At 56.1% G+C, this 19309-nt stretch carries 15 protein-coding genes and 1 pseudogene; 13 read left to right on the top strand and 3 right to left on the bottom strand.

Going from position 1 to position 19309, the window contains the following annotated elements:
* Positions 1-101: 101 nt before the first annotated feature.
* The 3 genes from Har1129_RS08965 (at position 102) to Har1129_RS08975 (ending at position 2580) form a co-directional block, all read left to right on the top strand.
* A complete protein-coding gene (locus tag Har1129_RS08965; protein ID WP_151100346.1) occupies positions 102-659 on the top strand; it encodes a hypothetical protein in 558 nt (185 codons plus the stop codon).
* Between the two features lie 185 nt (positions 660-844).
* Positions 845-1387: a DUF2254 family protein gene (locus Har1129_RS08970; RefSeq protein ID WP_151100347.1), complete on the top strand. Its 543-nt coding sequence runs from the start codon at positions 845-847 to the stop codon at positions 1385-1387.
* 23 nt (positions 1388-1410) lie between these two features.
* Entirely contained in the window at positions 1411-2580 is a 1170-nt protein-coding gene (locus tag Har1129_RS08975; RefSeq protein WP_151100262.1) for an ISH3 family transposase, read from the top strand.
* Positions 2581-2720: 140 nt separating this feature from the next.
* Here the strand turns inward: Har1129_RS08975 and Har1129_RS08980 are convergent, their stop codons facing one another.
* Complete coding sequence (locus Har1129_RS08980) at positions 2721-3164, bottom strand: helix-turn-helix domain-containing protein (RefSeq protein ID WP_151100348.1); 444 nt, start codon at positions 3162-3164, stop codon at positions 2721-2723.
* A 59-nt stretch (positions 3165-3223) separates the two neighbouring features.
* Between Har1129_RS08980 and Har1129_RS08985 the strand changes: the two are divergent.
* From Har1129_RS08985 to Har1129_RS08995, 3 genes and pseudogenes are all read left to right on the top strand, one after another.
* A pseudogene (locus Har1129_RS08985) lies at positions 3224-3532 on the top strand (UDP-glucose 4-epimerase); the annotation flags it as partial.
* Between the two features lie 175 nt (positions 3533-3707).
* On the top strand, positions 3708-5174 hold the full coding sequence (locus tag Har1129_RS08990) for a flippase (protein ID WP_191906115.1): 1467 nt from the start codon (positions 3708-3710) through the stop codon (positions 5172-5174).
* Positions 5175-5355: 181 nt separating this feature from the next.
* On the top strand, positions 5356-6555 hold the full coding sequence (locus tag Har1129_RS08995) for an IS701 family transposase (protein ID WP_151100350.1): 1200 nt from the start codon (positions 5356-5358) through the stop codon (positions 6553-6555).
* Between the two features lie 39 nt (positions 6556-6594).
* On the opposite strand, the gene Har1129_RS09000 is transcribed toward Har1129_RS08995, so the two are convergent.
* Together Har1129_RS09000 and Har1129_RS09005 are read right to left on the bottom strand one after the other, a co-directional pair.
* Positions 6595-7698 carry an IS630 family transposase gene (locus tag Har1129_RS09000; protein WP_151100351.1) on the bottom strand — a complete coding sequence of 368 codons (1104 nt, stop codon included), beginning with the start codon at positions 7696-7698 and terminating at the stop codon, positions 6595-6597.
* 514 nt (positions 7699-8212) lie between these two features.
* A complete protein-coding gene (locus Har1129_RS09005; protein ID WP_151100352.1) occupies positions 8213-9784 on the bottom strand; it encodes a phosphotransferase in 1572 nt (523 codons plus the stop codon).
* 184 nt (positions 9785-9968) lie between these two features.
* Here Har1129_RS09005 and Har1129_RS09010 point away from each other — a divergent pair, with 184 nt between their 5' ends.
* From Har1129_RS09010 to Har1129_RS09040, 7 genes are all read left to right on the top strand, one after another.
* A complete protein-coding gene (locus Har1129_RS09010; RefSeq protein WP_151100353.1) occupies positions 9969-11141 on the top strand; it encodes a CDP-glycerol glycerophosphotransferase family protein in 1173 nt (390 codons plus the stop codon).
* A gap of 147 nt (positions 11142-11288) precedes the next feature.
* Complete coding sequence (locus tag Har1129_RS09015) at positions 11289-12512, top strand: glycosyltransferase family 4 protein (RefSeq protein ID WP_151100354.1); 1224 nt, start codon at positions 11289-11291, stop codon at positions 12510-12512.
* 69 nt (positions 12513-12581) lie between these two features.
* Positions 12582-13673: a non-hydrolyzing UDP-N-acetylglucosamine 2-epimerase gene (gene wecB / locus Har1129_RS09020; RefSeq protein WP_151100355.1), complete on the top strand. Its 1092-nt coding sequence runs from the start codon at positions 12582-12584 to the stop codon at positions 13671-13673.
* A gap of 6 nt (positions 13674-13679) precedes the next feature.
* On the top strand, positions 13680-14942 hold the full coding sequence (locus tag Har1129_RS09025; protein WP_151100356.1) for a nucleotide sugar dehydrogenase: 1263 nt from the start codon (positions 13680-13682) through the stop codon (positions 14940-14942).
* Positions 14939-16363 carry a sulfatase gene (locus Har1129_RS09030; protein WP_151100357.1) on the top strand — a complete coding sequence of 475 codons (1425 nt, stop codon included), beginning with the start codon at positions 14939-14941 and terminating at the stop codon, positions 16361-16363. The genes Har1129_RS09025 and Har1129_RS09030 overlap by 4 nt, the downstream gene beginning before the upstream one ends.
* Positions 16356-18173, top strand: coding sequence for an alginate lyase family protein (locus Har1129_RS09035; protein WP_191906114.1), 1818 nt, complete (start codon positions 16356-16358; stop codon positions 18171-18173). The genes Har1129_RS09030 and Har1129_RS09035 overlap by 8 nt, the downstream gene beginning before the upstream one ends.
* The gene (locus Har1129_RS09040) at positions 18170-19282 is read left to right on the top strand and encodes a hypothetical protein (RefSeq protein ID WP_151100359.1); all 1113 of its coding nucleotides are present in this window, start codon (positions 18170-18172) and stop codon (positions 19280-19282) included. Before Har1129_RS09035 ends, Har1129_RS09040 begins: the two co-directional genes overlap by 4 nt.
* Positions 19283-19309: the final 27 nt, after the last annotated feature.

Consider the following 19309-nt stretch of genomic DNA (forward strand, 5'->3'; position numbering starts at 1 on the left):
TGATGAGAAACGGATGCTCCAAGGGGTTTGCAGGGCAAGTGGCTGTGACAATCGTATTGGTCGGGAACACGACTACTGCTTTGAACACCGTGAATAATTAGATGATTTCCATAGGATCGGTATATCTCATTTTACTTGGTGCTTTTATATTCGTGCCCGCTGTTCAGATTCTGATCAATCCAGCATCAACTACCGAAGCTCCTTCCTCTGAGGATTCAATGTCGGTGGTTGATAGAACAGCATCAGAATCTGTCGCCCTGTTTGCCATCGTGTTAGTGGTGATTCAATTTATACTGGAAGATAACCAGATGAGCTACTATCAGGAACTTACAATTGGAGTCCTGACGGTCTGTGCTGGTTTCTTGATGCTAACGTTCATTCTGGAACTCTTTAGCGACATCAAAGTGGTTCTATTTCATCTACAAATCACCGCTCTGAGATACTCCGGCCTGCTTCTGTTTTCTGGACTGTTTTTCCTCCTCCAATCATACCAATTGAATCCGAAAATACAGCTACTATTCGGTGTGTTCGTTCTCCTTTCTTGGGTCACTTGGATAGTCCACGAGCTGAATTACCTATTCAGAATCCAGCGTAGGGAATGGGATAATAGAAATATAGATCGGGGAGAGTGGTTCCTCAAAGCAATTCGTAACAAGTGAGATTTGTCTCTGTCGAAGCCTTAGCGAGTGATTTATTCTGACCCAGTTACGGTCAATACAGAGGGCGTGCTTACCGTCCAGTAGATTATGGTTCAGTAAAGTGGTCAAAGGAAAGTCAGAAACATTCTGCCAACCTCTCTCAACCCCCGGTAGATAAGACAAGTCGTGTCATCGTCTCAAATGAGATGGGTAAACCACTGCGTTGGCCGGTTCCAGCGATCTTCGCTGTCCTAGCAGGAGTCTCTATCGTAGCAGCGGAACTGTCTCACTACGACCTTTCATCGAACGGGCAACAAGTCTTTGCCACGTTAGCGTCAATCCAAGCAGCCATATTTGCCATCGTTTTCTCAGTTGTCGTCCTGGGTATCCAGCTCTCCACCTCTAGGTACTCCACTCGATTAGCTAACCTGTTCAGATCTGACGGAGGATACAAGAAGACTGTCGGTATCTTCGTTGCCTCAATCGGTATCGACGTAATCGGTCTTCTCGCATTCACTCACGTCTCTCCATTCACTCTGAGACTTCTAACCAGCCTGGCGCTCGGTCTCGCAATTGTATCCTTCACTGTCCTGTACTTCTTCGTCGACCGGACCTTAGAACAGACCACGCCCGAGGGCATCATCAAGCGGGTAAAGCAAGAGCTCACACCACAGCAGATTATCTCAGATGCAGAAGCAGCTGATGATGATCCATCCGAAACAGACCCAGTACCTCACAAAGCCTGTTAGTTGAGAGGTCTGCTTGCTGAAGTGTGACCAAACAACAGCAGCAAGCAGACGGTGAAATCCACGAGGACCAGCTCCTTAACTTTCTCGTCAACGCGCTCACTGGCGCATTTGGTGTGAGTCTCGCTGAGAACGCCGATATCGATCCCGAAGATATCTACGAGGTCCTCGTCGGCGCGACCGCCGACGGGACCTCGATCTCCACGCTCTGTGACCGGAGTAAAGACAGCCCATCCAGTACAGACATCCTCTATCACCTCCGAACGAAATTCGACCTTGAGACGGTCAAAACCGTTGGCAACACGCTTCTCCAAGAGTACACCCTCGATGTACTCCCCGAGCAGGTGGAGATCGTCGTTGATCTCCACCTGCGGCCCTACTACGGTGACGAAGACGAAACAGACGGTCTCTACTACAGCGAAGCGAAGGACGGAACAACCGCGTTTCACGCGTACGCAACACTCTACGCCCGGGTCCGAAACAAACGCTACACGCTGGCGGTGCGCCGTCTCACCGACGGCGACACCGCCAGCAGTGTCCTCGCGGAGTTTCTTGGGCTCGTCGATAACTTCGACTTCGAAGTCAAAGCGCTGTACGTCGATAGTGAATTCTACGATGGGAAGTGCCTCACGCTGATGCAGGCGCACAACTGCGCCTACGTGGTTCCGGTCATCGCATGGGGAACCGAGATCCAGCAGGAACTCTCGGAGGGATGGAGTCGTGAGAGCGAACACGACCTCACGACGGAATTCGACGGTCACGAGTGGACCGTCGAATTCCCTGTCATGATCGACTGTACCTACAGAATGGGGCGCTACGACGACCATGGGGTGGCGCGTCACGGCTACGCCGTCGACGCGCCGTTCATCGACACACCGCGACAAGCTCGTCGCCATTACAGCAAGCGGTTCGGGATCGAAGCGACGTACCGCCTGTCAGAGTCATCGCTGATTTCCACGACAGTGACCGATCAGGCTCGGCGGTTGCTGTTCGTAGTGATTAGCCTGCTCGTCCAGAACGTCTGGCGGTACCTCCACTGGGAATACGTGGCGACGCCCCGCCGGGGCGGGCGTCGCCTCTGGTGGTGGCCCTTCGAAGAATTCATTCGCATGGTCACCCGCGCAGCGTGGAACGCGCTCTCAGTTCGGCGGTCGATTCCAGCGAACCGCCCTCCTGACGATCGGTTCGAGCGGTAATCACAGGCCTAGACGGGTCTTTGAGCAGTGGCAACGCTGTCGTGTCGGCGGCTTTCCGCCGCCGACTCGGACAGTTTCGTGGTATCACTGGCTATGAGTGAGCGTCAACGCCAGGTCCGACTACCGTTTCAGCAGTGACCTCACTCGTCAGAGGCAGTTGGCCGAAGACGCTTTGTGAGGTACTGAAGCTCGCGGAGAATCCGCGAGCAATGGCGTGGCGTGTAATTGATGTCAAACTCCTGCTCAATCAGCGTTGCAACACGCTTGGAGGTCCAGAGATCGGTTTCCCAGCCGTGAGCTTGTGCCCCCTCTTCGAGCAACTCGACGAGTTGCTCTCGATCTTGGTCATCGAGTTGAGAATCTGGTCCCTGGTTCCCTTCATCGGTCGTGCTTTTGAGCCCCTCTATTCCTTCTTTTTCCAGCGTAGTTTTCCACTTGGAAACGGCCGACGGCGTCACGCCGTGATCCTCAGCGATCTGGCTCTGGCTCTTATCGGTCACCAGAAGCTCCTGAGCAGCGGCCAACCGCCGCTGCTCTTTCTGTTCGCGCGTGAGCGAGACTGCTGGCGAGAGCTTCTTGCTCATATCTTAGCATGATCATCTACCGTGAAAAAGTTTTGAGTGAATCGGGTCTCAGTGGATAAACGTGGGACTTCACATATATCGTTGATGTGGTTGAAGCGAACGTCACATTGTTGGAGGAGGACGCCGCCGACGGTGAAGCAGTCAACATCGGGGGCACAGACAATATAGAGATTCTGACTCTAGCCGAGGAGATAGAGTTCGCTGAGCGCCACGACGCCGACGCGGAGCACACCCGCGCCGATACGTTGGAGACAAGTGAATTGGTTGAGTACGAAGACGAGCACACGATTCGGGAGGGCGTCGGGAAGTTTATCGAGTGGTACCGCGAGAACCGCGAGTGGTACGAACCGCTCGTCCGGAACTCCTGAAACAGTCCGAAGATTGACATCGGTCTGTCCAGCCCAAAGGACGATGCTTCAATGCGTGACGCGTGCATATATCGATTCCTTTGACGTGAGAGACGGCAAACGTATCGTCAGCCGCTTCAGTATCAGAAAGGCGAGAAACAGCAAAATTATACGTCGGCAAAGGGTCGTTTCATGCATGTCCTTAGGTTCTAAGATACTATCTGATTCCCTCTACTCCACGTTTAGAACGATAATCACCATGCTCAGAAGCGTGATTGTCGTTCCGCTAATCACGAAGTTACTCGGTGCAGACAGTTTCGGAATCTGGTCAACCACCTTCGCGTTCGTCGTGATGATGGGCAACATCGGCGGATTACACCTCCACGGTGCGATGACACGGTACGGTGTGTCGGACACAGTGAAAGAACAAACGTACGTCGATATATTATCCCTATCAATTATAACTGGAGCGATAATCAGTGTCGCTATCGGAGTAATCGGAGTCCACTTAGATATTGATTCTCTCGTAGGGAACGGCTACGTGGACGTGGACTCCCTAGTCGCTGTCTCGGCGGTACTGGTGTTTCTGACGATCCTGAGGCGAATAAATCTGAATTTCTATCGGTCGAAGTCAAACGTCAAACTGTACGAGATTATAAATACGATCAAAACACTGTCAGAAATTGCAGTTCTGACTACAGTATTTCTTTTCGACGGTGGGATTATCCACGGAATGGGTGCACTGGTCGCCGTATCTCTGATTTTGAATGTATCACTTATGAGCCATATATTCAAGAACTACTCCGTGCCGTGGCCGAACGCGCGTAACTTTCCGAAATATGTCCGATACGGACTGCCGATGGTCCCCGCCTCCCTTTCGCAGTCACTTCATCAAAACGCCGACAAGTTTCTTATCTTGTTCTTTTTGTCCCCTTCAGCTGTGGGTATCTATGCTGTAGCGTACGGCGTTTGTGGGTTGTTTCGAAACTTCACAAACGTGCTGACACCGAGTTTATACCCGCGTATCGCGAAGAGTTGGGACGAAAACAACTTCGGTGAGATTACCGAGGTATACAAGGATATATTCAGATATTACACGATTGTCGCAGTTCCAGCACTCGTCGGCATCGTATTCGTCTCAGTTCCCCTTCTAGAGGCTTTGTCGACGGCGACGGTGGCAGAGCAGGGGTGGATCCTGATTCCCATAATGTCTGTCGGGATGTTGCTCCGCGGCTACGAGAATTCCCTAACGTATATCCTAACCTCGGCCGAGAAAACGGCGAATATCTCCAAAGGCGTTGTGTTATCCACGATCGTCAACATAGTGTTGAACCTCGTGCTAATCCCGACCTATGGGATAGAGGGGGCAGCAATCGGGACGCTGATTTCACAGAGCCTCCTCACCGCCATCATCTACGGGTACTCCGTGAAGAACATCTCAATACCACTGCCGACGGAGATATTTGTAAAATCTATTGTCGCTGCTGGCTTCATGGCGCTGGCACTCACCGTCGTTCCGGAGTTTGCCAATCCCTATGTTGTTCTCGTCGTTTACCCCGCTATCGGCGTCTGCACGTATTTCGTAACAATATATAAGCTGGAGGGTATCTCTCGACGGGAACTGTCGTCTATCAAAACAGTGGTGCTCGACCGGCCAAAGTGACGTCCGCGGCACGGTCAGCGGGATGAGGCAGATGCGGGATTGGCGAGGATTGGCAGCTCCGAGAGCGATTTATAATCATCACGATACCGTGTTAGTCACACACGAGGGTGTCATAGCAGTACTTCCGAGGTTTAATTCCGGCAGTTGATTTTCAGTCACAGGACGAGTCAGCTGAGCCAAGATGAGCGAAGTGAGACCGAAGCAGGCGGAAGGGCTACAGTTTCTCAGCGACTACCAAACAGCATTCACAACTCGGGCAGATGGATCATCATGGCCAAAGCATGAACGAACGTGGCTGAATGTGGGCCGGTACTTCCGGGGCCTGCTGCGCCCCGGAAGTTCCAATACCGTCACTGACATCGCTGAGAAAATGCACATTGATCAAGAACGGCTCGAACGGTTTGTTCGTGAGAGTCCGTGGGAACACGAGAACGTCCAAACCGAGCTTCGGGAACGCGTTCCCGAAGCGATTCAGGGCCGAGAGGCTGCACTGATTGTCGATGGCATGGGTATCCCGAAATCAGGAGACGAAAGCGTTGGCGTCGCCAGTCAGTGGTGTGGTGCAACTGGAAAACTCGACAACTGTCAAGTCACGGTTAACTGCACGCTCGCCAGACCTGGCGAGCGGCAGAATTCCGATCAACTCACCTGGCCACTCGGGATGCGCTTATTCCTGTCCGAACAGTGGACTGGTGACGACGACGCGGACTACGAAAGTCCACAACAACGTGACCGTTACGCTCAGCGACGGAAAGACACAGGCATCCCTGCTGATATTGAACACCGGTCTAAGCCCGACATAGCTCTGGATCTCATCGAACAGGCAGTTGCAGCTGGTGTTGACCACGGCTGGGTCGTTGCTGATAGACACTTCGGGGAAGCCCGGAGTTTCAGGCGGAAACTCCGGGCGATTCCCGAACCATATGTTCTCGAAGTCTCGCCCACGGAGTTTCGGTTCGTTCCTGAAGAGACCGATCTCGTCCATCCAGACGATCATCCTAACCGGAAACATTCTGCTCATCCTGAGGACGTGAGTTCAGAGACACCAGAGGAAGTCGCCGAGGCACTCGGCGACGACCTCTGGACTGAGATCACGTGGAACGAAGGGACCAAGGAATCGCTCTCTGGTGAGTTCTACCGAACACGAATTCGAGAGGTGAAACGACGGGATACAGGATGGGTAAGCGACGAGACAGGGTGGTTGCTGCTGAAAAAAGGCGACGAAGACAAAGATGGAGAAGAGGGTAAACTCAAAGCATGGATGTGTTGGGGGGTTGATGGGGCATCTCTGGAGGAGTTAGTGTCCTGGGCACAAGTCCGTTGGTGCGTAGAACAGTTCCACAGAGATATCAAGCAGAATCTTGGTGCTGACGAGTACTAGGGGCGAACGTGGAAGGGCGTCCATCACCACCTCTAGTACCTAGCGTAACTTTTGAAGATAACTGCCGAGATGATTGTCGATCCAAGAGGCCGCGAAACTCAGCTGAGCTGTGAGCTTCTCAAAGAGTTCGGTGAGGAGAGCGCGGTATTCTGCCGCGTTCTCCACAATCAACGGTGACGCTTCCCATTTCAGACTCTTCCAGACCTGCTCGATTGGGTTGAGATCCGGTGAGCCAACGGGGAGAAACACGAGGTCAATCCCGAGTTGATGGGCTCGCTTGCGTGTATACTCGCACACGTGTGAAGAGAAGTTATCCAAAACGAGCAGAATCCGAGCCAGCGGATTCTGCTCGCGGATCCCCTCGAGACACTCGCAAATTCGCTCTTTCTCCTGAGTGGTTGGAAACTGAAGTACACTCTCACCAGAGAGTGCATAGAACCCGACCGCTGGTTCGTCTAACTTCACCAGCGGTCGGGTGATGTGAGGGTCGTCGACGGTGTAGAGTCGCTGTGAGTTGTCCCACGGTTGCGGATGCGATGTGTCGAGGAATCCAAGTACAGTTCCACCGTCCGTACGGATCTCTTCGTCAACGACCCAGCCTTCCTCGTCGTCTCCATCGCGTTTGTTGTGGGGCTCATCAGACCCCTCGTCGAACACGTCGCTGACGCGTTCGTCGAGGATCTCTTCGGCATTCTCTGGCCGTGATGGACGCTTAGTCCGTGGAATTGCGTAGGAGAGGCCGAGCTTTTCGAGGAATGTAGTGAGGTGGGCTGGGTGAAATTCAACGTCGAACTCCTCGTTGATGAGGTGCTGTATCTCCTGTTTCTTCCAGGGTTGGCCCTCACGGAGCAGGTCCAGGAGGCGTTCTCGTTGGGCTGGGCCGAGCTTCGGGGGCCTGCCGCCCCCGAAGTTCGGCATCAAAAGTCCGAGACCACCCTTGTTCCACCGACGAGCCCAGCGTGTTCCTGTTGCGGAGGACCTGCCGACGTCGTCGGCAGCGTCCTCCAGGGTCGCCCCCTTGTACAGCCGCTTAATGAAGATCAGCCGCTCAGTGAGTTTCTCATCCGTAGACTCTGTGAGGAGTCGATCGAGATCGTCCTCACTGAGGTGACGAACGATCTCTTTGCGGCGATCTCCAGACATACTCATACATCATATTCCACCTTCATAACTTCCACTAGCCACTAGCGGTGGTGATGTTAGCTCATGCATTCGTGGTACGGCGACGGCTTGGAACAGGTGAGAACCACTCAGACTTCTCGTCGTTCGAGGAGGTAATTAACCAGATTGTGCGCGAGTCAGCAATCCAAGGGCTGATCGAGGACAAAGGATGTGATAGAGATCGAGCGGAGGAGTTAGCGGAGTACATGCTCCAAAGCTACTCTCCGTGGTAAGCGCCAGACGCGACGAGAGCGCCTGCCGCTGAGCGGCAGCGCTCTCTAACCGACCTCATATCGAGAGTAAACATCCGATTTGAGCGGACAGTATTACACCAGTCGTCGGAGTCACGCCTCAATTGACCAGGCCATTGGTTTCGGCTGCCGCTGATTCCGACTGCTTCTACTTCGAGCCAGTATACTCACAGAGAATCTGGTCGATGATCACGACCTGTACCGTTGAACCTCGGAAGTACTGCTATGACACCTTCCACACACGTTTAGACGAGTATACTGTCATAGTCGCTGGTGATTATTTCAATCTTCTTGAGATACCTATCTACGTCGACAGTTCGGGTGAACCCACCAATGTCGTCGTTGACTCTAATAAGATTCACATACGGGGATATCGCGTACCGCTTGAACGCTCGGGTATCGATGCCGATTTCCTCACAATAGCGTTTAATCTGGTCGCGAACCAGGTTCGAGAACGGCGTGTCCCGTAGCAGTGCCGCTTCGAATCCCCGACGGAACGACCCGTACCGGGCCGATGCGAACTCGAAGACGAACATGGCGAGGTCGATGATGCAGTTTCCAGAGATAGCACCGTACTCCCAGTCGACGACCGATGTGACACTTTCATCCTGTACAAAGATGTTTTTCGGTGCGTAATCCCCATGAACCGCCGTCTTAGCCGTCGCTATTGGTTCTGCATCCGGGAGGTCGATGTCGAACGCAACTGTGTCGCGGTCCAGTTGCAGGCTCTCGTCTACGAATTTCGCTGACTGCGTCGCCGTGTGTAATTTAATCAACCACTCGATACCTGCAGTGAACAGTGGTGCGTCGTCGTCGTCAGAAATCTGGTGTGACATCGCCCCGCCGGTGGCCGGTTCCTGAACGACTGCGGTCCCCAACGCGGTGTCTTCGCTGGAAGTGAGCGGTACCGCTGAAAAGTCCGTTCTCAAATTGCGGATGTGCGAGACGATAGAGTGTTCCCGTATGTTGGACTGTGAGTAGCGCTCTCCGAAAGGATATTTACTCACAGACTGTACTACGCCGTCGTCGAGCGAGAGGGCGACTGCTCGGTGGTGTCCTTTTATTATCAAATCGTCCGTTATCCCCGTCGCTTTTGCCCCGTCTTTGTAACACGCAAAGAGAACGGTGGGGAGAGTCTTTTCCAGGATTCTCTCACCGAGCGGAAGCCGGCGTATCTTTCTGTAGTTCGTGGTGAACTCCTGCTGGGTGAAAAACTCGAATACCGATCGCGTTTCCGATACAGGAAAGAGGTAGTTTGGTGAGTCCGAATCAGGAAACAGACAGTAGCAGACGACCGTCTCGAAATCACAGTCGGCCAGTTGTGCACGGATGTGAGAGACGGAATGTCGGACCGCGTTCTGAAACAACGATTCGAAATTAGTGAAGCGTTTTATTGGTTGTTTTGCTACGGACCGAAGAACGCCGGCTGGTGTATCCGTGACAACGAGTAGGACACCACTCTCGGTGAGAGTCGCCGCCAAGTCGCTGGGACGGGTTGAAATTGTATGCCCCTCGGCAGCGTACGAGTAATCACAGATGATCGAATCAAACTCGCCTCGGAACGGCAGTGAGTCCGTGTTTCCAAGCAGCGTCTGAACCGAGGCTCCTTCGTGTTGAGCGGCAGTTCGAACACACTGTAGCCGGTCGCATGAGTTGTCTACCACATATACCTCGTCAGCAAGGTGACCTACGATAATGGGGTCGGAAACGCGTTGAGAGCCGACGCAGAGGGCTGTTCCGCGTATCTGGTTTCTAAAGAGGGTAAGCCAAGCGCTATCACGTACGCTAACAGAGCAACCCTTGATTGTATCGTTCATATAGCGTCACCGGCAGTAGACTGTAGTATCCGTATTAAATCTCGCCCGCTGTAGTATTGGTGTATCGACATAGGGAGAGCGACTCGGCTGATGGTCAACATCATATATACCGTTCTAACTCATCAAAAGAGTTCTGCAAGCGGATGACGAAGGCTTATTAATATATGCGTATGAGTGCTGATGGATGAGAAATATACGGTCTTCTGTCGTCTTTGTTCTACAGTCCGTTCTCTTCCTTATCGCTAAGCTTGTACCCAGTGATCAAGACGTGTGGGTCTTCGGAGCGTGGCAGGGGGATAAGTTTCTGGATAACCCCAAATATCTGTTTTTGTTCGCCAACGAACAAGACGACGGGGTACGTCCGATTTGGGTGAGCAGAGACGAGGAAATCGTGCAGACACTACGCTCCGAAGGATACGAGTCATATCACGCCCACACACTCTCGGGAGCATACTACCAACTGATAGCCGGTAATTGCATTATTTGCTCGGACATTGATGGTGATATTTCATGGTGGTGTACCGGCAACGCTACTGTGCATCAACTGTGGCATGGTAATCCGCTGAAAAAAATCGGCCGCGACCAGAGAGAGGACAAGAGGAAGACGCATCTCGCTAAATTTCTGTCGGAGACGGTATTCGAGAAGGATATTCGACTGTACGTAACGGGCGAGACGTGGTTAGAGATATTCGATTCGGCATTCGATATCGACAGGGGCGATATGATCTGTACGGGATATCCGAGAAACGACGAGCTCTACGGCTCCATGGACGGTGCGGAAATCGGGTTAGATGCGGAGTTACTCGAAACGATCTCCACGACAGAGAAGATTATCGGATACGTTCCCACGTTTCGTAGTGATATACCGTCACCGATAAACAGCGAGTACTTGGATTTGGAGGTACTAGACGAATTCTTGATAGAGAACGGCCTCACTCTCGTGCTCAAACCGCATCCGATTGTTGCCGAAGAAATACCGGAAACCTACGAAAACATACTCGTGCTTCCGAGTGAGTTCGACGTGTATCCGATATTGAACGAACTGGACGCGCTGATAACGGACTACTCAAGTATCCTATTCGATTTCCTGCACACGGATAACCCAGTTGTGTACTACAGTTTTGACAAGGACTGGTACATAGCGGACGAGAGGGGGTTCTACTTCGACTATGCCGGCTGTACCGCAGGCCCGCGCCCAAAAACGTTTGCCACCCTTCTCGACGGTATCAAATCGATATACAACGGAGAAGACAGCTATACCCGCGACAGAGAGGAACTCAGAAAGCGGTTCTTTGCGTTCGAAGACGGCAATTCATCGAAACGCGTGTACGATTGTATCAGACGTGGCCGAACGTAATACCTAGGATCCACACCACTACTTCGACACCAGCAGTGGGGCTCATGTGTGGGCTTCACTGCCGATGCCACTGCAGTCTGCAGAGGGAGGCGGGCCTACACAACCATTAGTTATTTTGCGGCTAGCGATATGAACATACACCAGGTCATGGACGATTCTACTGGGTCGGTTCTCATACTAACACAATATTTTCCACCGGAGACAGGGGCAGCATCAGCGAGATGGGCTGAGCTGTCAGACCGCTGGTCGGAGGAGGTGCCGGTAACGGTTATCACATCTGCTCCGGATTATCCGAATGGCGAACTTGATCGTGAGTACGACAACGACTGGCTCCACCGCGAACAACACGGGAACATTGAGGTGCTCTACACAAAGACCGTTACCTCGTCGAGTGGCAACCTCCTTCGGCGGGGACTGAAGTTCGTCTGGTTCATGGTGATGTCCGCCATCGTCGGACTCCGATATGTCTCGCCTTCGGTCGTTATCGCGACATCACCCCAACCGCTCACCGGGCTGTCCGCTTGGCTCATCGCGCGGACAAAGGGCGCACGGTTCGTTTTCGAGGTGCGCGATTTGTGGCCCGAGTCTATCCTCGCTGTCAGCGATTTTGATTCCAGATTGGTTATTCGCTCTTTAGAGCGAACCGTCACGTTCCTGTATCAGCGCTCTGACGTGCTCGTTGTGGTTTCAGAAGGCTTCGTCGAACCGATACTGGAACGCGGTGTCGACCGATCGAAGATAACATTTCACCCGAACGGCATCGAGATCGACCGGTACAGAACCGACGGCGAAACCCTCCCGGGTACCGAACCAGACGGCGACGTGTTCACCATTTCGTACGTCGGAACCATCGGTCGGTCCCACGGATTGTCAGTCGTGCTGGATGCCGCCGCAGAACTGGAAGACGTACGGTTCGTGCTGGTCGGTGATGGAGCGGAGCGGGAACGCCTCAAAGCGCGGGCCGAAGACCTCGACAACGTCGTGTTCACTGGCCAGCGGCCGAAAGAGGAAGTCCCGAGTATACTAGCGGCGTCGGACGCCGCTCTCGTCCACTTGAAACCGAGAGCGGTGTTCGAGACGGTCATCCCGTCGAAACTGCTGGAAGCGATGGCTGCCGAACTGCCGGTGATTCTCGGGGTGCGCGGCGAAGCGGAACGAATTCTCCGGGACGCCGGCGCGGGCGTCGTTATGGAGCCCGGCAACCGGACACAGCTGGTCGAAGCGGCCGAGCGGTTGCGGGACAACCCCCAAGAGCGGGCGACGTTCGGCCAAGCAGGCCGCGAATTCGTCGTCGAGCAGTTCAGCTGGGAGAACATCAGTGCCGCGTATATGGAGACGATTCTGCCAAGTTCGGGGCCCGCTCAAAGCTAACGAGTGGCGTGTGACGAACAGGAGAATTTAAGTTTGGCCGCAGGATTCTGGGATATAACACCCCAATTGATGCCTCCTATACTGTCCTTTGTTCTCGGCACCAGACCGGAGATAATCAAGATGTCGCCGGTCATACGAGCCTGTCAAGACCAGAACGTACCGTTCTCAATAATCCACACCGGACAGCACTACTCAGAGGAGCTTGATGCGGTGTTTTTCAAACAGTTGGACCTCCCGACTCCGGAACACAACCTGTCGGTCGGATCGGACTCCCACGGGAGACAGACCGGCGAGATGCTCGGTGCTATCGAGTCCGTCCTCGAGGCCGAGTCACCCGAGACGGTCCTAGTACAGGGCGACACGAACTCCGTCTTGGCCGGAGCGGTCGCGGCCTCGAAGATGGACGATATCGACGTTGGACACATCGAAGCAGGGCTCCGGAGCTTCGACCGCGATATGCCTGAGGAGATCAACCGTCGCGTTGCCGACCACACGTCCGACTACCTGTTTGCCCCGACGGAGACGGCACGGGAGCACCTCCGTTCGGAAGGGGTACCCGACGACCAAATCACGATGACAGGGAACACCGTCGTCGATGCGGTCCAGCAGCACGTCGATATCGCTCACAAACGGAACGAGATTGACGACGACATCCGTACTGACGGTCAGTTCGCGCTACTGACGGCCCATCGAGCCGAAAACGTTGACGACCGGGCACGGTTCCAGTCACTGCTCAACGGCGTCGCGTCGGCCGCTCGCGAGCATTCGTTGTCCGTCGTCTACCCGATTCACCCGCGAGCGAGCAAGCGACTCAAAGAGTACGATATCTCTCTCCCGGCCGAAATCCGGCTGGTCGAGCCACAGGACTTCCTCGACTTCCTGCTTCTCGAAGATGACGCGACGATAGTGTTCACTGACTCCGGTGGGGTGCAAGAGGAGAGCTGTATCCTAGAGACACCCTGTGTCACACTCAGAGACAGCACCGAACGACCCGAAACCGTCGACGTCGGAGCCAACCGGGTTGTCGGTGTCTCGCCCAGCGACATCGTCTCCGGGGCGACGGAGATGCTTGGTGTGAAACCGACGTGGGCGAACCCCTTCGGTGACGGCACGGCTGCCGACCAGATACTGGACACACTCGGATACGGGGAGGTATCGTAGGCGACTATGAGCGATGCCGAACCGAACATCTGCATACACGGGCTGGGATACATTGGCCTGCCGACCGCGTCGGTACTCGTGAACTCCGGGTACAATGTCGCGGGATACGACGCGAATCCGACGTATCGCGACGAACTGGAATCCGGCGAGGTCGATATCGAAGAGTCGGACCTCGCTCGGTTCGTCGGGCGGGCCCTCAACGACGGGCTAACAATAGTCTCCGAGCCGACCGAGGCCGACTTCCACGTCATCTGTGTCCCGACGCCATACGATACGGCGGCCGACAGAATCGACCTTTCGTACGTCGAAGCCGCCGGAGCGGCTATAAGTGAGGTACTCCGACCGGACGACACAGTCGTCCTCTCGTCGACGGTCCCGCCGGGCACGACTGCCAGTTCGCTTCGAAAGACCCTAGAACAGAGCGGCTACACGGCGTGTGAGGACTTCATCCTCGGGTACAGTCCAGAAACTATCCTCCCCGGCAACACGCTGACCGAACTCCGGGAGAACGACCGGATAGTCGGGACCGTCGACGGCCAACCCGCGGACCGAATTGTCGCGCTGTACGATTCGTTCATCTCCGGCAACATCACGACGACTGATGCCACGACCGCGGAGTTCGTGAAGCTGATACAGAATGCATATCGCGACACGAACATCGCGTTCGCCAACGAAGTCGCGAAACTCGCCCACAAGTACGGTATCGACTCTAGGGACGCGATTTCGATGGCTAACGAACATCCGCGAGTCGACATTCTCCGGCCCGGCCCCGGCGTCGGCGGCCACTGTATACCCATCGACCCCCTGTTTCTGAACCACGGGAACGACGTACCGATACTCATCGAGACGGTCCGAACAGTCAACGACGCGATGCCGGATTTCGTGTTAGAACTCCTCTCGGCCGCGCTCGGAGCGCTCGCCGGAATGGAGGTGGCACTACTGGGTGTCGCATACAAGGGCGGTGTGGCCGATACGAGGGAGAGCCCGACGCTCACGCTGGTCGACCGTCTCGAAGAGACAGGAGTCGACGACATCCGGCTCAGCGACCCGTACGTGACTGACAGTGTGCGGGGACGTGACCTGCTGTCGCTGGAGCGGAGCCTCGCCGGCAGTAACGCCGCGGTTATCGTGACGGACCATCCGGAATACGGCGCACTCAACCCGCAGGAGTTCGCGCAGTTGATGGACGATCATGTACTCATCGACACGCGGGCGATGCTGGACCGAGACCGCTGGGAATCAGCCGGATTCGACGTGTACACTGTATGAGCCCCTCACCACCGAACGTGCTATACGTCACGGTCGATTCGTTAAGGGCGGACAGCGTTGGGGTCGGCGGCGGCGGGCGTGATACGACGCCAACACTCGACGGACTCGCAGACGACGGCGTCTCGTTTCAGTACGCCATTGCGAACGGCATTCCGACGTACTACTCGTTCAAATCGCTGCTGGGCGGTGTGCACTCGCTCAGCCACGGCCGGCGTATCGGGCTTCCCGACACTGCGACGGCGCTGGCGGAGGCCTTCCGCGACGCGGGTTACTCTACGGCGGGATTCAACGCGAAAAACCCGTGGCTGACCCGGTCGTACGGGTACGACCGTGGGTTCGAGGTCTATCGTGACTTCGTCTCAGATAGTGAGCGTTCGGGAACCGGTGGACTGTCACGTCGGTTGAAACGCTTTGCGAAGCGCTCGGTCGCATTCAGCGAGACGCTCACGGACACTCTCGGTCAAGTCGGTCGGATGGCGAACGCAATGGTCGGCTCGCAGCCGCTCTTACCGGCCGAGCAGCTCACCGATACGGTTCTCAACTGGTTGGCGGCGCACGACGGCGACCGCCCGTTCTTTGTCTGGGTCCACTACATGGACCCACACTACCCGTGGATACCGCCTGAGGAACACCTCTCGGACGAGATGGACAGTACGCCGTCACGGCTGGACATTGGTCGAATCTGGCATACCGTCGCCCACGAGTACAAGAAGGCGGACGCAGAAATCGACGACCACACGGTAGCACGAATCAGACAGCTCTACGACGCCGAGGTGCGCCGGACCGACGCCGCTATCGGCCGTCTCGTTTCGGAGCTGAAAAACCGGGACGAGTTCGAGGAGACGGTGATGTCCGTCGTTGGTGACCACGGAACCGAACTACACGACCACGGGGGGTTCAGTCACGGTCCCGACACGCTGTATCAGGAGGTTATCCACGTTCCGTTGTTATTAAGCGGGTACGGCATCGAAAACGCGTCCGGTAATCTGGCAGCGCTCGTCGATGTCCCCCGGACGCTCATCGCGGCGACGGACGGTGCGGTGTCCACCCCAGAGACGTTCGAAGGTATCAATCTGCTGGAAGAGACGCGGACAGGCGTTTCGACCGAAGTAGTGTACGACTTCGACCCGGCTCGAAGACAGAACAGCGAAAACGACCTCCTGCAAGCCCGGACCGAACCCCCGTGGAAACTGATTCGGAACCGACACACGGGATCGACTGAACTGTACAACATCGAGGACGATCCCAGCGAATCGACGCCGCTTCGTGACGGTGGCGAACGGTGGGAGACTCTCGAAAGAGCGCTTGACAGCCATCGCGACTCGGTCGAACGCCGGAATAGGACAATCACAGAGAAAGAACGGGTCCGCGAACAGATAGCGGAGCTGCGTGAGGCCGGGGAGTTGGTATATGATGGATAGAGTCAGTCGGTACAGCCTCCTCGCGAAGGCTGCCGCACGGAAGCGGCCGTCACAGCTGTTCGGGGTTCTCTCCCGAAAGGTACGGAACCGAGTCGTTCCAGCGTTACCCGTCGACGTAGACGAGCGATATCGACAGCGGGTGCCGGCGGCGTTGGACCCGACATTCGGTCCGCAGGCGACCGACAACGACCGTCTCCGGTCGTCCCTCTCGGCGGCGGAGCGAACCCGGTACCAGCGGCTGGCTACCGACTTCGAAGACGGTGTCGTGACGTTCATGAATCGAACACGGAAGTTGTCCGACCCCGCGGCGGTCGCACCCGGCGACAGCGCGCTTTCGGACCTTCCCCGTCTGTGGTTCCTGAAACTGGCCGGGTTCGAACCACTCCTCTGGGGCGTGCTGGGTAACGAGACGCCGGCTTCGAGAAGGATATTTTGCGACCGCGTTGATGCGTGGCTGGAATCGTGTCTCGAACGAGAACGTATCGGTGCTCGCCGCGGCTATCTCCGTGGGTTCTGGACGCCATACGCCGTCTCGCTTCGGAGTGTCGCTATCGCGCGATACGGCGCGTGGACGGGTGGAGTCAAAGATTCAGTCGCGCGGTTTCTCTACCGCAACCTCCTCTTTCTCGAAAACAACATCGAACACGATGTTGGGGGCAACCATCTGATAGAGAACGGAGCGGCCTTGGTTATCGCTGGCACCGTCTTCGGCGAGCCCGGAGAGCGGTTCGTCGATCGGGGTGTAAACGTCCTTCGGTCGGCGGCAGCGACGCAGTTCCTCGATGACGGGTACCACTTCGAGCGGAGCCCGATGTACCACCTCGCGGTAACCGAGCGGCTACTCTCAGCGGTATCAGTGCTCCGTGCTACTGGGATAGAGCCACCGGAAGGGATACGTCGTACCGCCGCTGACGCCTGTGGGTTCATAGAGCACATCCGGCCGCCTGACGGCCGTATCCCGCTTTTGAACGACGCCGTCTTCGACCAAGCTCACCGGCTCGACACAGTGGCGCGCTATGGGTCGGCCGTGGGACACAGCGGCTCTGCACCGGACGTACCCGGCGACTCTGCTCTCCGGTGGTTCGGGACGAACGGACTGTCTCTCCTAATCGACGCAGGTGACTCCGGCCCCGAACAGCAACTGGGACACACCCACAACGACCCGTGTACGATTCTCCTCTGGAGCGACGGCCGTCGGCTGGTTACCGATACCGGGGTCTTCGACTACCGTCCCGGAGCGAAACGATCTAGCGCCCGGAGTATCGAGGCCCACAATACGGTTCAGGTCGACGACTTTGAACCGGTCGGCTACGGTGCCCGGTTCCGGATGAGCGGGGCCGTCGAGACGACGACCGCAACGTCGACACGGGGAGAAGTAACGGCACTCACTGTCGAGTACGGGGCGGCGAACCGGTACCGGCATCGGCGGTCGGTGTACGAGGGCGGCGACTGGTTGGTGCTTTGGGACGACGTTGAGACGCCGGTCGCGCCGTCAGTCAGCCGTCTACACGCCCATCCGGCCGTCTCGGTGAACGGGGAATCAACGGTGACGCTCACGCACGATGACGGACCAGAACTGTCCGTGACACCCGTTGGGGTCGACACGGTGAATCTGACGACCAGCACGTATTTTCCGAAGTTTGGCGTCCAGCAGGAGCGTGTTGTCGTCGAACTGTGCTCTCTCAGCGGTTCGTTCGGATACGTTGTAACGAACCAGCGGACAGATATCGACATCGAGCGGCAGGGTTCGACGCCCGTCGCGATCCGAACTGCCGACCGAACAATCGAACTCCCGCGAGTAAAGATATGAGACCTGCCACGTTGACACGCGAGATATATCGGGATATCCGAGGCCGACAGACGACACCGCGTTCGAACGACGAACACCTCTCGGCCGCGATGTCGTGGTTGTACCGTAGTCAAGACGTGACCGGCGTCGGCGGTTCGGCGGCGTACTACAGCCTCCTCACCGGCTGGGCCGGTCCCTATCTGGAGACGAGCGGGTACATCATTCCGACACTGTACGACTACGCAGCGTACACCAACGCCGACGAGCCACGGGAGCGAGCCGAGCAAATGGCCATGTGGCTGCTTGACGGACAGTTCGACCACGGTGCGTTCCCCGGCGGGGTCGGGTTACAGACAGATTCCGACCCAAGCGTGTTCAACACCGGACAGATACTGTTCGGGCTGGTCGAGGCCTACCGTCAGACCAGCGACGAGCGGTTCTTGTCCGCGGTCGAGCGGGCCGGTGACTGGCTCATAGACGTCCAACATCCCGACGGCTACTGGGATAATTTTGACTACCGAGGAGAGAGACACAGCTACTGTTCCCGAGTTGCTTGGGCACTGCTCGAAGCGGCCGAACTGACCGGCAACGGGACCTTCCGCGAGGGGGCCGTCGCCCATCTCGACTGGGTCGTCTCGGTACAGACCGAGCGAGACTGGTTCGAGTACGCCGGCTTTTCCCCGGACGAGCGTCCGTATCTCCATACGCTGGCGTACACCGTCAGAGGACTGCTTGAGTGTGGTCTGTGGTTGGACGACGACACGCTTATTTCTGCCGCACGGAAGACCGCGGACCGGCTACTCGACTGTCAACAGAGGACGGACGTTCTACTTGGGGAGTACGACCGTCGTTGGAACGGGAGTGAGTTCTACTGTCTCACTGGCAACGCGCAGACCGCGCTCGTCTGGCTCCGGTTGTACGAGCAGTACAGGGAGAAGCGGTATCTAACCGCCGCGGACACGGAACTCGCGTTCCTGAAACAGCACCACAACCTCACCGGCCCGGCCGCAGTCCGGGGAGCAGTCCGTGGCTCCGTACCGGTCTGGGAGCGATACATGCGGCTACGATACCCCAATTGGGCCGTCAAATTCCTCTGTGACGCGTTACTGCTGCGCGCGCGCCTCCAATGATATATTACCGTCCGACGACAAACTGCC

It is taken from the genome of Haloarcula sp. CBA1129, from assembly GCF_008729015.1.
Classification (GTDB): Archaea; Halobacteriota; Halobacteria; order Halobacteriales; family Haloarculaceae; genus Haloarcula.

Bases quoted from the DNA above. Each gene is read 5' to 3' on its own strand.
- Har1129_RS08965 (WP_151100346.1), top strand. From the start codon at position 102: ATGATTTCCATAGGATCGGTATATCTCATTTTACTTGGTGCTTTTATA.
- Har1129_RS08970 (WP_151100347.1), top strand. From the start codon at position 845: ATGGGTAAACCACTGCGTTGGCCGGTTCCAGCGATCTTCGCTGTCCTA.
- Har1129_RS08980 (WP_151100348.1), bottom strand. From the start codon at position 3,164: ATGAGCAAGAAGCTCTCGCCAGCAGTCTCGCTCACGCGCGAACAGAAA.
- Har1129_RS08990 (WP_191906115.1), top strand. From the start codon at position 3,708: ATGTCCTTAGGTTCTAAGATACTATCTGATTCCCTCTACTCCACGTTT.
- Har1129_RS08995 (WP_151100350.1), top strand. From the start codon at position 5,356: ATGAGCGAAGTGAGACCGAAGCAGGCGGAAGGGCTACAGTTTCTCAGC.
- Har1129_RS09000 (WP_151100351.1), bottom strand. From the start codon at position 7,698: ATGTCTGGAGATCGCCGCAAAGAGATCGTTCGTCACCTCAGTGAGGAC.
- Har1129_RS09005 (WP_151100352.1), bottom strand. From the start codon at position 9,784: ATGAACGATACAATCAAGGGTTGCTCTGTTAGCGTACGTGATAGCGCT.
- Har1129_RS09010 (WP_151100353.1), top strand. From the start codon at position 9,969: ATGAGAAATATACGGTCTTCTGTCGTCTTTGTTCTACAGTCCGTTCTC.
- Har1129_RS09015 (WP_151100354.1), top strand. From the start codon at position 11,289: ATGGACGATTCTACTGGGTCGGTTCTCATACTAACACAATATTTTCCA.
- wecB (WP_151100355.1), top strand. From the start codon at position 12,582: ATGCCTCCTATACTGTCCTTTGTTCTCGGCACCAGACCGGAGATAATC.
- Har1129_RS09025 (WP_151100356.1), top strand. From the start codon at position 13,680: ATGAGCGATGCCGAACCGAACATCTGCATACACGGGCTGGGATACATT.
- Har1129_RS09030 (WP_151100357.1), top strand. From the start codon at position 14,939: ATGAGCCCCTCACCACCGAACGTGCTATACGTCACGGTCGATTCGTTA.
- Har1129_RS09035 (WP_191906114.1), top strand. From the start codon at position 16,356: ATGGATAGAGTCAGTCGGTACAGCCTCCTCGCGAAGGCTGCCGCACGG.
- Har1129_RS09040 (WP_151100359.1), top strand. From the start codon at position 18,170: ATGAGACCTGCCACGTTGACACGCGAGATATATCGGGATATCCGAGGC.